This window comes from Mesorhizobium bavaricum, assembly GCF_056781655.1.
In genome coordinates, this window is record NZ_CM165566.1 from 6,505,118 (window position 1) to 6,517,083 (window position 11,966).

The following is an 11,966-nucleotide window of genomic DNA, read 5'->3' on the forward strand; positions in this document are numbered from 1 at the left end:
GGCGCGGCCAAGTGATTGGCAAAAGCCGCTTCAATCGGTCATCGAAACGAATTAGGCTCTCCACCCTAGGATTTCCCGGAGGAGAAGCCGATGCCTACTTTGTTCGATATGCTGGCGCAGGCCCAGAACGGCAATGGCATGCAGGCCCTTGCCCAACAATACGGGCTTTCGATGCAGCAGACACAGGCGGCCGTTGCCGCTCTACTGCCGGCCTTTTCGCAGGGGCTGCAGCGCAACACTGCCGACCCCTATGGGCTCGGCGCCTTCATGACGGCGATGGCAAGCGGCCAGCACGCCAAATATTTCGAGGACGCTACCCGAGCCTTCTCGCCGCAAGGCGTCGATGAGGGCAACGGCATTCTGGGACATCTGTTCGGCTCGAAGGACCTGTCGCGCGCCGTGGCCAGCCAGGCGGCGCAGGCGAGCGGCGTCAGCCAGCAGATCCTGCAGCAGATGCTGCCGGCCATCGCCTCGATGGTCATGGGCGGGCTGTTCAAGCAGACGACAAACCAGATGCAGGCCGCCGGCGGCTTTGGCGGCGGCGGCAACAATCCGCTCGGCGAGATCATCGAGCAGATGATGCGGCAGAGCGGCATGCAGGCCCCGGCTCCGCAGCCACGCCAGGCGCCGCAGCCGCAGAACCCGATGGACAATCCGTTCGGCAAGGTGTTGCAGGACATGTTCGGCGGCGGGACGCCGCAGCCGCAAAGCCAGCCACAGCCGGCGCCCAATCCCTACGGCGACAATCCGCTCGGCAAGGTGCTGCAGGACATGTTCGGCGGTGGCACGCCGCAGCCGCAAGGCCGGGCACAGCCACAGCCTCAACAGACGCAGAGCCCCTATGGCGACAATCCTCTGGGAAAGATCTTCGAGGAAATGCTGCGGCAAGGCGGTGGTGGCGGCTTCGGCGGGGGCGGACAGCCGGCGCCGCAACAGCCACAGGCGCCGCCACAGCGACAGGCGCCGCAGCCGCAGACCAATCCGAGTGGCCGGCCGAGGAATCCTTTCGACGACCTGTTCGGCAAGATGTTCGAGACCGGCGCCCAGCAGCGTGACGAGTACCAGAAGGGCGTGGAAACGATCTTCGACCAGTTCAAGCGGGATATGGACCGGCGGTAGCTGGCAGCGGACCTTCGGCCAAGCAGAAAAAGAAAAGCCCGGTCCTGGGAGGACCGGGCAGACTGCAGGCCGGCCGGCGGGGATCCGGCAGGGAGTGGGGGCCCGCATACTCGTCAGTCGCGTCGAACCTCAAAAAGGTTCACGGCGAACGGAACGATAGCAATCAAGCCAAACGATCAGGCCACCTTGCGGGCGATATCCTCGATCGTTTCGACGCGATCGCTGGCGATTTCGCGCAACATCGCCGTCGGGTCGCGTCCAAACGGCACATCGATGGCGACATGCAGGTCGGCGCGCGTCAGGCCGATGTCGGCGAGTTCGGAATCCGACATCTCGCCAAGGCGATAGAAGGCGCGGCGGTTTTTCCAGGCGCGGTAGATGTTGGAGACGGTGTTTGCCACGCGCGTCGCAACGGCCGGACGCGAGGTGATGCGTGAGGTCTCGGTGGCGAAATCAAACGTGGTCATGTCGGTCTCCTTCAGACTGCCGCATGACCCCGAACCGAAGGTTCGGAAAAGGATCATGCGCAAACTCAAATTTCTACAGCGTCCTTTGCGCGTCCAAAGGACGCGCGGCGCTGTAGGGCGGGCAAAGCCTTGCGATCGGCGCTGCATACAGCGGCCGTTCCGGCTTCGATTCACATGCCTTCATGTGGACAAGCGCAATTTGCCATCAGCCGATTGATTAATCCAACGAATGTTTCTAATCTTTAGCATCAACACTAGTGATGGATTGGACCGATGAAAGCGCCGCTCGATCTCGATCAATTGCAGACCTTCATCTCGATTGCCGATACCGGCAGCTTTACGCGGGCGGCCGAAGAGGTGCACCGCACCCAGTCGGCGGTATCGATGCAGATGCGCCGGCTGGAGGAGCGGATCGGCAAGCCGCTGTTCGAGAAGGACGGGCGCACCAACCGACTGACCGAGGAAGGCGACAAGCTGCTCTCCTACGCGCGGCGGCTGCTCTATCTCAACCGCGAAACACTGGCCGCCTTCGACGACCGGCGGCTTGAAGGCACGATCCGCATCGGCACGCCCGACGACTATGCCGACCGTTTCCTGCCCGAGATCATGGCACGGTTCACACGCTCCAATCCGCGCGTCGAACTGACCGTCATCTGCGAGCCGACGCCGGGGCTGGTCGAGCATATCAAGCGCGGCAATCTCGACCTGGCGCTGGTGACGCACAACGATGTACGTGGCCAGTCGGAGGTGGTGCGGCGCGAGCCACTGCTGTGGGTCACCTCGGCCAACCATGCGACGCACGAGCAGCAGACGCTGCCGATGGCCTTTGGCCGGCCGAACTGCATCTGGCGGCGCGCTGCCGTCGATGTGCTCGACCAGCAGAGGCGCGACTATCGCATCCTGTTCACCAGCTTCTCGGCAACCGTCATCACCGCCGCGGTGCTTTCCGGCCTGGCGATCTCGGTGCTGCCGGAATGTGCGCTGAGGCCCGGCATGCGGGTGCTGGGTGAAGCCGACGGCTTCGGTGCCCTGCCCGATTGCCGCATCGGCATCATGCGCGGCCAGACGTCGCGACCGGAGATCGTCGATGCGCTTGCCCGCCATATTTCGGAAAGCCTGGACAATATCTCGGTACCGATCGGCGAAGAGGCGGGGACATTCGACTTCGCGGCACTGGCCTTTGCCAAGATGAGGCGAACCAAGCCGAACCAGATCCTGCCGGGATGGTAGGCCGGATCCTGCCTGCCAGGGAGGTCAACCAAGCGCCGAAGCCGGCTCATCCTCGCCGCGCGACGGGCCTGCGAGGGCCAGCAATTGAACGGGCTCGAGCGGCGGTGACAGCAGATAGCCCTGCAACTGATGGCAGCCCATGCCGACAAGCAATGCCTTTTGCTCCTCGGTCTCGACGCCTTCCGCGGTGACCTCGACATCCAGAGCGATGGCAAGGTCGATCAACGCCTTGACGATTGCGGCAGAGCTACGGTCATCGTCGAGAAGCCGCACGAAGGAACGGTCGATCTTGAGCTTGTCGATGGCATGGCGACGCAGGTAATTCAGCGATGAATAGCCGGTGCCGAAATCATCGAGCGCGACGCCGATGCCCGTTTGGCGCAAGGCCGCCAGAACCATCCTGGTGGTGTCGTTGTTTTCCAGAAGCACGCTTTCGGTGATCTCGAGCTGCAACCGCGCCGGCGCCAGCCCGGTCTCGGCAAGGATCGACGCCACCTTGTCGGCAAAGCCGGCGTCGCGCAGCTGGAGCGGCGAGACATTGACGGCCACCCAGGGCAATTGCGTGCCGACCGCAAAGCGGCAGGCCTCGAGCAGCACCCATTTGCCGAGCTCGCCGATCAAACCGCGTTCCTCGGCAATGGCGATGAACTGTTGCGGCGGCAAGGCGCCATGGATTTCATGCGCCCAGCGGATCAGCGCTTCGGCACCGAGGATCGTCCTGCCGTCGGCGGCAAAGATCGGCTGATATGCCAGTTTGATGCCGCCGCCACCGGCCAAGGCCTTGCGAAGTTCGCTTTCGACCTTGCGCTTGCGCAGCAACAGGTCGTCCATGTCGCCGGCGAACACCTGGTAGCGGCCGCGGCCATTCCTCTTGGCTTCATACAGCGCGATGTCGGCCCTGCGCAGCAGGTCGTCGGCGTCGGCCTCGGGCCCTGTCGACAAGGCGATACCGATGCTGGCGCTGACAAAGACCTGGTCGTCCATCAGCTTGAAGGGCTGCTGCAGTTCTTGCTGCACCCTTTCCGAGACATCCTCGGCATCCCGAATGTTGCGGACATCGATCAGGATGATGGCGAACTCGTCGCCACCGAGCCGAGCCACCGTATCGACGTCACGAATTGTCTGTTGAAGCCGGGCGGCCGTCTGGCGCACGAGTTCGTCGCCGGCGGGATGGCCGAACGTGTCGTTGACATGCTTGAAGCGATCGATATCGAGATAGAGCAGAGCCACCTTCACCGCCTCGTGGCTGGCCGTCAGCAGCGCACGACGCAGCCGGTCCTCGAACAGAGCCCGGTTGGGGAGACCGGTGAGGGTATCGTGAAAGGCGAGATACTGGGCCTCGCTCTGGCTGGTCTGCAATGCCGACGATGCGCGGCGCAGCCGCCGCAGCAGGAACGCAAGCATGCTGGCGGCGACCAAGACCGCAAGGATCAGGGCGGGAGCGGCCTTGCGCACGAGCGTCAGACCGGGACGCTCCTGATCCCAGCCGATATAGCCCTGGATCAGGCCATGTGAGTCAATCAGCGGAATGGAGGCCGCGCCGACCGGTTGCGACAGAGGCAGCAGGTGTGCGCCATCGAGCAGATATTTTTTGGCGATCTTGCCGATGACGGCGTCGTTGATGAATTGGATCGCGACATGGAGATATTCGCTACCTGGCGCCTGGGTGACACGGTCCGAACTCGGCACCAGCGGCGCGATGCTGAGGATGGCGGGCTTGCCGCCAAGCGACACCAGGTCCTCGGCGACCATCTTGGCCGGGCCGCCGGCCTGGTCCGCATCCGACGGCTGGGCGATCAGCCCGCGCAGCCTTTCGACCGTTGCCCGCAGGACGGGCTCATCCTCGTCGTAGACGGCCGACGCCACCACCTTGCCTTCGCGCATCGCATGGACCGGATGATTGGCGGCATCCAGGACATAGACCCGGTCATGGCCGTAATAGGTGTACATCCAGACGCTGATGTTCTCGACCATCCATTGCTCGTTGCCGGCCTTTGCATTGATGACGGAATCGTCCCAAACGGTGATGCTCTCCTGCTCGCGCTCCACCGCTGAGATCTGATCCTGAAGGCCATCGGCGAGAAATATCTTCTGCCGCTCAAGCGAAACCCGGTCAGCCTGCATCGTGGCGTAGAAGCCGAAGCCGACAACCATGGCGAGTGCGAAGACGGCAAGCGCCAGCACGGTCATGGTAACCTGAAACGTCAATGGGCTGCGGTGCGCGCGTATGCTCATGCGTAGTGGCTATCTCCGGGATCGCTTACTCAATCAAAGCAGGCTTAAGATCGCGTTATGAAATCCGTTCTGAGTCGAACGCGGGCTGCCGCCTTGACGCGGACGGGCAACAGCCGCTCAATCAGCCGATGAGCGAGGCAGCATCCGAATCACGCACCAATGCCACCGAATACACGGTGAGCGAGATTTCAGGCGCGCTGAAGCGCACGGTCGAGGACGTGTTCGGCAATGTGCGGGTGCGTGGCGAAATATCCGGCTATCGCGGTCCGCATTCGTCCGGTCATGCCTATTTTGCGCTGAAGGACGACCGCGCGCGGCTCGACGCCGTCGTGTGGAAGGGCACGATGGGCCGGCTGAAATTCCGCCCCGAAGAGGGGATGGAGGTGATCGCCACCGGCAAGCTCACCACCTATCCCGGCAAGTCCAACTACCAGATCGTCATCGACAATCTGGAGCCCGCCGGCGCCGGCGCCCTGATGGCGCTGCTGGAAGAGCGCAAGCGCCGGCTGCAGGCCGAGGGTCTGTTCGACACCGGCCGCAAGCGGTTGCTGCCGTTCATGCCGCGCGTCATCGGCGTCGTCACCTCGCCGACAGGTTCCGTCATCCGCGACATCATCCACCGCATCAAGGACCGGTTCCCATTGCATGTGCTGGTCTGGCCGGTGCGCGTGCAGGGCGAGACGGCGGGCGCGGAAGTGACCGCCGCGGTCAACGGCTTCAACGCGCTGGCCTGGGATGGCGCCATCCAGCGCCCCGATCTGCTGATCGTGGCGCGCGGCGGCGGCAGCCTCGAAGACCTTTGGGGCTTCAACGACGAAGCGCTGGCGCGCGCCGTCGCCGCTTCCACCATTCCGGTGATCTCGGCTGTCGGCCACGAGACCGACTGGACGCTGATCGACCTCGTCGCGGATGTGCGGGCGCCGACCCCGACAGGTGCCGCTGAAATTGCCGTGCCGGTTAAGGCCGACCTCGAAGCGACGCTTGTCAGCCTCGGCGCGCGGCTCAAGGCGGCGGTCTTGCGCAATTTCGAGCGCAAGCGGCAGGCAGCCCGTGCGGCGGCCCGCGCGCTGCCCTCGCCCGATCAATTGCTGGCGCTGCCGCGCCGCCGCCTCGACGAGGCGACAAGCCGGCTCGGCCGGGCGCTGTCTGTCAGCGTCGATCGCAAGCGGGCGCGGCTTCAAGGCCAAAGGCTGACGCCGGCCACGCTGTCGCGGCGCATCAATGAAGCCCGCACGCTGACCGGGCGCGACCTCGCTCGCGCGCAGGCAGCGTTTTTTGCCATGGTGCGCGAACGTCGGGCGCGATTTTCGCGCACCGCGAAGCGGCTGTCGCCGGCGCCGATCGTAAGACGCCACAAACTGCAAGGCGACACGCTGGCAGTATTGGCACGGCGGCAGGATCGGGTGATTTCCGTGCGGCTCGAGCGCCTGCGCGCACAGCTGAGCCAGGCCGACCGCCTGCTGACCACGCTTTCGCACAAGGCTGTTCTGGCGCGCGGCTTCGCCCTGGTGAAGGACGCCGACGGGGCGGTGATCAAACATGCGGCCGAGGTGGCGTCGGGAATGGCACTTTCGCTGGAGTTCGCCGACGGCACCGCCGATGCGATTGCAACCAGCGGCACGGCAAGACCGAAAACCGTGGCCAAGCCAGCCGCCAAGGCTAAGGCGCCCGGCAATCAGGGATCGCTGTTCTGAGACGATGACCGACAATCCGAACCATCAGGCAACGCCTTCCGGCAAGCCGCGCGCGCGACGTTTCGGCATCGGCTTCGACGGGAGGCCCGGGCCGTTCAACGCGATCACCGATGTGCCCGGTGTAACGGTCGGTTATGCAACATTGATTTCGGGCGATGGCGCGCTCGTCGTCGGCAAGGGACCAGTGCGCACCGGTGTGACCGCGATCCTACCCAGGCCACTCGCCGATCTGGCCACGCCGGTCTTTGCCGGCATCTTCAGCCAGAACGGCAATGGCGAGTTGACCGGCTCGCACATCGTCGAGGAAACCGGCGCTTTCAACTTCCCGATCACCATCACCAACACGCACTCCTGCGGTGTCTCACGCGACGGCACGCTGCGCTGGATGCAGCGCGTGCTGCCGGCGGCACTCGACAGCGGCTGGGGCCTGCCGGTGGCGGCGGAGACCTATGACGGCTTCCTCAACGACATCAATGGCCACCATTTGACATCAGAGCATGTTGCCGAGGCCCTCGACGGCGCGGCCGGCGGACCGATCGAGGAAGGCAGCGTCGGCGGTGGCACCGGCATGATCACATTCGGCTTCAAGGCCGGCTCCGGGACCGCGTCGCGCATCGTCGAATGGCAAGGCCGCGCCTACACGGTCGGCGCCTTCGTGCAGTCGAATTTCGGCAAACGGCACAACTTTGCGGTTCGCGGCCTGCGCGCCGGGCCAGAACTGGCCGAGCCGGCGATCAGGCAGGGCACGCCGCGTGCCGAAAAGGGCTCGATCATTGCCGTCATAGCCACCGACGCGCCGTTCCTGCCGCACCAGATGAAGCGGCTGGCTCGCCGGGTGCCGCTCGGCGTCGCGATGACAGGCGGCTTCGGCTATCACAGTTCCGGCGATATTTTTATCGCCTTCTCGACCGCCAATGCGAGCGCGGCGCTGGCGCCATCAGGCCGCATCGCCAGCGCTGATTTTATGCCGGACACCGACATCGATCCATTTTTCGATGCGGTTATCCAGGCCGTGGAGGAATCGATCCTCAACGCCTTGGTCGCCAATGACGACATGACCGGACGCGACGGCAATTTCGTGCCGGCGCTGCCGAAAACGTGGTTGAAAGAGAAGTTTGGCTGAGGGGATAGCTGATGCGAAAACGCGGGCCGAGTAGCCCGCGTATCTAGGAAGGGACTGTCCTAAGCGGCTATTCCGCGGCTTTGCTGGCGGCCTGCCGGTGCTCGTCGGCCTCGGCAGCTTCCTCGAGCCGCGACGCAATCAGTTCCTGAATGTCGCCGACTTCTTCCTGAATATCCTCCAGGGGGATGCCGACTTCGGCCGCCTTGGCAGCGCATTCCCTGGCCAGAGTCTCGGCCTGCTTCTCGATCCTGGCCTCGGATGACTGGCACTGGACCTTTTCGCCGATCCATCCCCGCAAGAACTCGATCGCGTGTTCACTCATACTGCTGTTCCCTGGCGGCAAAGCCGGTTGGTAATCATAAACGCCGACATCCCGCAAAGGATGCATGTCCCCATACGAGCCGAGTCGTCGCCAACCGGCAAGCCGATCTTGTCCAAGGTCCACAGAGCCAAAGGAAATCGAGGGGTCAAGAGCATTTTCTGTTTCTGAGGGGTCGGTACCGTTGGCTGGGATCACGCCCAGCTTTGCGCCACTGTTTCTATTTGCTTTTTTCCGGTTTCCGAGCCGATTTTCGTCACAATAGATGGCGCAATCCGTAACACATTTACAGCCGCTTCGGCGGCGCTGCCCTAGGGCGCGCGGGTCGAGGCCGCCGGTATATAGTGATATCCTCTTGCAATGTCGACTCTGCGCGCCGTGCTGCTTCGTTCCGCCGCGCCGGAGGCGGATATATCCCCCTCGCGCATTGCGATCAACGAACTACTGCCATACGGGGAATTGGCTGAAAACGGCTATATGCACGGCACCGTATGTTGGTGGGCAGGTCCACCAACAACATCGAAGCCTTCTCGTTGCACGTTAGACGGCCGGCAATGCAGAAGCCAAGGCCGCCACGATTGCACTTCAGGAGTCTTCTGGCCCCGCGTTGCTCTCTGGATAGGTCGTCGCGCAGGGCCGGCTCTTGGTCGTAATCGACCGAACATGGCGGTCGGGTAAAAGTTCCGGAACCATTTCGGCGCAAGCTATCGGACAACTGTTCGGTCGGATTGCCGCCGACGGGAGGACTGCGATTGACCCGTAGCAACATGACAATTGCCGTTCTAATCGCCGCCGCTCTCGCTGTCTGGTTCCTTGGACCGAGACTGCTTGGCTTCAGGAGCTGGGAATGGCATCAAAAGCTGGTTCTTGAACTCAACACGCCGCACGGAGTCGTGTCTGGCGGAAGTACCATCGCGGCCGGCGTCAGCCTTGATCCCAAATGGATACCCATAACCGCGGGCGGGGGCCACAGTTGGGTCAGGGGCGAATCCTCTTTCGTGGAGGTTTCGCCCGGCAAATACCTGTTTGCGGTGCTTCGCGACCAGGGTGAAACCGATCGAGCGGTTTTTGCATTCCATTCCCAGAGCCAAGCGGTGAGCGCCACCACTTCTCAGATTTTCAGTGCGCTAGAGACCAAGCGTGGGATCGGCGTCCTACCTCGTCGTGAGTATCCCGATCTCGTAACCTTTGATGATCTCTCAGACCCAAAGTCTGTGAGAGTGGTTGATCCCGACAAGCTGGAGGCGACTTTCGGCCCCGGCGTATCCCTCGGCCGCATCACGCTAGAGATCACCAATGAGCGGGTTACAATCGGGCCTATAGAAAAGCTTCTGAAGTGGCTTCCGGATTATTGCGCGATTGAGTTCGGCCGGGGGAGCGTCAAGTTTGGCTCCCCCAATTTCATGTTTGTCAATTCGCTGGCTTCCGGATCGTTCAAAGTGCCACCTGACTGCAAGAAATAGGGCTACTGGCGAGCCAAAGGCGCATTCAGCAAGCTGGCGATCACCTGGTCTAGCCCTCGACTTCTAGCCCTCGACTTCCACCGCAACCACGGCCGCGCAGTCCCCTGCCTTGACCAGGCCAGGGAAATGCCGCGCCGCCAGCATGCCGGACATTTTCGCCCGGATTTCCTGCGGGGCGACGCCGGTGCGGCCGGTGGAATGGATGCGGGCCAGCACAGCGTCCCTCTCGACAGGTTCGCCAAGATCGACCATGGTTTCGATCATGCCGTCGTCTTCGGCAAACGAGAAACAGTCGCCCGACGGCATGTCTAGCCATTGGGTTTTGCTCTTCTCGACCGCACCTTCAACGATGCCGGCATGGCGCAGCACATTGAGGATGCCGCGCCGCGCGATCCGCACGGTTTGCGCACGCGAGGTGCCACCACCGCCAAGTTCCGTGCTGACGAAGACCTTGCCCATCTCCTCGGCTGCCGTGTCGTACATGCCGACGGCATCGATCTCTATCATGCGCATCGAGAACGGGGCTGCGAATGCCGCCACCGCGTCGAAAGCTTTCTGCTCCAGCGCCTTGTCGGGCAAAGTGTGCGCGGCGCAGAATGGGACGAAGTCCAGCGTCTTGCCGCCGGAATGGAAGTCGAACACGATGTCGGCACGAGGCAGCAATTCGCGCTGGAAGTAGTCGGCGATCTTCTCGGTCACCGTTCCGTCCGGCCGGCCGGGAAAGCTGCGGTTCATATTGCCCTTGTCGATCGGCGAGGTGCGCGTGCCGGCACGGAAGGCGGGATAGTTCATCGCCGGCACGATAATCACCGTGCCGCTGACACCTTTCGGGTCGAGTGTGCGGGCAAGATCGTAGAGCGCCAGCGGCCCTTCATATTCGTCACCATGGTTGCCGCCGGAAAGCAGCGCTGTCGGTCCCTTGCCATTGCGAATGACGCAGATCGGGATCATCACCGAGCCCCATGCCGAATCGTCGCGGCTGTAGGGCAAGCGCAGGAAACCATGCTGGACGCCATCGTGTTCGAATTCGACGGTCGGCGCGATCGGCGATGGGCGGAGGCTGGACATCGGTTTCAATTCTTTACCACCAGTTTGCGCGGCACATTGGCCAGGCACTCTACACCGGTTTCGGTGATCAGGATGGACTCGGTTATCTCCAGCCCCATCGTTTCCAGCCACAGGCCGGTCATGAAATGGAAGGTCATGCCGGGCTTGAGCTCAGTGCGGTCGCCAGGACGCAGGCTCATCGTGCGTTCACCCCAGTCCGGCGGATAGGACAGGCCGATCGGGTAACCAGTGCGGTTGTCCTTGACGATACCGTATTTCTTCAGCACGCCGAAGAAGCCGTTGGCGATGTCCTCGCAGGTGTTGCCGGGTTTCGCCGCCGCCAGGCCCGCCTCCATGCCTTCCAGCGTCGCCTTCTCGGCCTCAAGGAACTCTTGCGTCGGCTTGCCGAGGAAGACGGTGCGCGACAGTGGGCAGTGGTAGCGGTGATAGCAACCCGCGATCTCGAAGAAGGTGCCCTCGCCGCGCTGCATCGGTTTGTCGTCCCAGGTCAGATGCGGCGCCGAGGCGTCGGCGCCCGATGGCAGCAGCGGCACGATCGCCGGATAGTCGCCGCCGATTCGCCCCTCTGGGCCGTCAACGCCGCGTGTGCCGGCGTCATAGATCTCGGCGACAAGATCGCATTTGCGCATGCCGACTTCGATCTTGTCGACAATGCGCTGGTGCATCGCCTCGACGATGCGGGCGGCCTTGCGCATATAGTCGATCTCTGTCGGGCTCTTCACCGCGCGCTGCCAGTTGACCAGCGCGGTGGCATCGACAAAGCGGGCATTGGGCAAATGCTTCTGCAATGATGCGAAGGCGGCAGCCGAGAACCAGTAATTGTCCATCTCGACGCCGATGGTGAGCTTGCCCCAGCCGCGATCGGCAAGCACGCTGGACAGGTAATCCATCGGGTGGCGCTCGGTCGACTGCACATAGTGGTCGGCATAGCCGACGATGTTGTCATGCGCGAGATAGGCGGTGCGCTTGGCGCCGTTGGCATCCTGGCCGCGGCCATACCAGACCGGTTCGCCCGAGGGCGGCACGATGACCGCCTGGTGCACATAGAAGGACCAGCCGTCATAGCCGGTCAGCCAGGCCATGTTGGAGGGATCGCTGACGATCAAAAGATCGACGCCCTTCACCTCCATGGCCTGCCGTGTCTTGGCGAGGCGTTCCGCATATTCGCCGCGCGAGAACTTCAGGTTCGGCATCATTCTTTTGCTTCCTCGTTTGTTGGGCCCTGGAACCCGTTTCAACTCCGTTGAA

General features: G+C 63.1%; 10 protein-coding genes. 5 read left to right on the forward strand and 5 right to left on the reverse strand.

Annotated features, from left to right (window positions below):
• Positions 1-90: 90 nt before the first annotated feature.
• The gene (locus AC1RZR_RS31520; RefSeq protein WP_481827063.1) at positions 91-1,119 is read left to right on the forward strand and encodes a DUF937 domain-containing protein; all 1,029 of its coding nucleotides are present in this window, start codon (positions 91-93) and stop codon (positions 1,117-1,119) included.
• Positions 1,120-1,295: 176 nt separating this feature from the next.
• Here AC1RZR_RS31520 and AC1RZR_RS31525 read toward each other — a convergent pair whose 3' ends face one another.
• A complete protein-coding gene (locus AC1RZR_RS31525) occupies positions 1,296-1,586 on the reverse strand; it encodes a DUF1127 domain-containing protein (RefSeq protein ID WP_379093160.1) in 291 nt (96 codons plus the stop codon).
• A gap of 273 nt (positions 1,587-1,859) precedes the next feature.
• Between AC1RZR_RS31525 and AC1RZR_RS31530 the strand changes: the two genes are divergently transcribed.
• Complete coding sequence (locus tag AC1RZR_RS31530; RefSeq protein WP_379093163.1) at positions 1,860-2,816, forward strand: LysR substrate-binding domain-containing protein; 957 nt, start codon at positions 1,860-1,862, stop codon at positions 2,814-2,816.
• 24 nt (positions 2,817-2,840) lie between these two features.
• On the opposite strand, the gene AC1RZR_RS31535 is transcribed toward AC1RZR_RS31530, so the two are convergent.
• The gene (locus tag AC1RZR_RS31535) at positions 2,841-5,051 is read right to left on the reverse strand and encodes a bifunctional diguanylate cyclase/phosphodiesterase (protein ID WP_481827064.1); all 2,211 of its coding nucleotides are present in this window, start codon (positions 5,049-5,051) and stop codon (positions 2,841-2,843) included.
• A 128-nt stretch (positions 5,052-5,179) separates the two neighbouring features.
• On the opposite strand from AC1RZR_RS31535, the gene xseA reads away from it, so the two are divergent.
• Together xseA and AC1RZR_RS31545 are read left to right on the forward strand one after the other, a co-directional pair.
• Positions 5,180-6,745: an exodeoxyribonuclease VII large subunit gene (gene xseA, locus AC1RZR_RS31540; RefSeq protein WP_481827065.1), complete on the forward strand. Its 1,566-nt coding sequence runs from the start codon at positions 5,180-5,182 to the stop codon at positions 6,743-6,745.
• A gap of 4 nt (positions 6,746-6,749) precedes the next feature.
• A complete protein-coding gene (locus AC1RZR_RS31545; protein ID WP_481827066.1) occupies positions 6,750-7,868 on the forward strand; it encodes a DmpA family aminopeptidase in 1,119 nt (372 codons plus the stop codon).
• Positions 7,869-7,935: 67 nt separating this feature from the next.
• On the opposite strand, the gene AC1RZR_RS31550 is transcribed toward AC1RZR_RS31545, so the two are convergent.
• Positions 7,936-8,385, reverse strand: a complete 450-nt coding sequence (locus AC1RZR_RS31550; protein ID WP_481827067.1) for a hypothetical protein — start codon at positions 8,383-8,385, stop codon at positions 7,936-7,938.
• A gap of 554 nt (positions 8,386-8,939) precedes the next feature.
• Between AC1RZR_RS31550 and AC1RZR_RS31555 the strand changes: the two genes are divergently transcribed.
• On the forward strand, positions 8,940-9,650 hold the full coding sequence (locus tag AC1RZR_RS31555) for a hypothetical protein (RefSeq protein WP_477271135.1): 711 nt from the start codon (positions 8,940-8,942) through the stop codon (positions 9,648-9,650).
• A gap of 63 nt (positions 9,651-9,713) precedes the next feature.
• Here the strand turns inward: AC1RZR_RS31555 and doeB are convergent, their stop codons facing one another.
• Both doeB and doeA read right to left on the reverse strand, forming a co-directional pair.
• Positions 9,714-10,718 carry a N(2)-acetyl-L-2,4-diaminobutanoate deacetylase DoeB gene (gene doeB / locus AC1RZR_RS31560; RefSeq protein ID WP_481827068.1) on the reverse strand — a complete coding sequence of 335 codons (1,005 nt, stop codon included), beginning with the start codon at positions 10,716-10,718 and terminating at the stop codon, positions 9,714-9,716.
• A 5-nt stretch (positions 10,719-10,723) separates the two neighbouring features.
• The gene (gene doeA / locus AC1RZR_RS31565; RefSeq protein ID WP_481827069.1) at positions 10,724-11,914 is read right to left on the reverse strand and encodes an ectoine hydrolase DoeA; all 1,191 of its coding nucleotides are present in this window, start codon (positions 11,912-11,914) and stop codon (positions 10,724-10,726) included.
• Positions 11,915-11,966 lie beyond the last annotated feature (52 nt).

What these genes read in the sequence shown, in the direction of transcription:
- AC1RZR_RS31520 (WP_481827063.1), top strand. Translation starts at nt 91, where the DNA reads ATGCCTACTTTGTTCGATATGCTGGCGCAGGCCCAGAACGGCAATGGC.
- AC1RZR_RS31525 (WP_379093160.1), bottom strand. Translation starts at nt 1,586, where the DNA reads ATGACCACGTTTGATTTCGCCACCGAGACCTCACGCATCACCTCGCGT.
- AC1RZR_RS31530 (WP_379093163.1), top strand. Translation starts at nt 1,860, where the DNA reads ATGAAAGCGCCGCTCGATCTCGATCAATTGCAGACCTTCATCTCGATT.
- AC1RZR_RS31535 (WP_481827064.1), bottom strand. Translation starts at nt 5,051, where the DNA reads ATGAGCATACGCGCGCACCGCAGCCCATTGACGTTTCAGGTTACCATG.
- xseA (WP_481827065.1), top strand. Translation starts at nt 5,180, where the DNA reads ATGAGCGAGGCAGCATCCGAATCACGCACCAATGCCACCGAATACACG.
- AC1RZR_RS31545 (WP_481827066.1), top strand. Translation starts at nt 6,750, where the DNA reads ATGACCGACAATCCGAACCATCAGGCAACGCCTTCCGGCAAGCCGCGC.
- doeB (WP_481827068.1), bottom strand. Translation starts at nt 10,718, where the DNA reads ATGTCCAGCCTCCGCCCATCGCCGATCGCGCCGACCGTCGAATTCGAA.
- doeA (WP_481827069.1), bottom strand. Translation starts at nt 11,914, where the DNA reads ATGATGCCGAACCTGAAGTTCTCGCGCGGCGAATATGCGGAACGCCTC.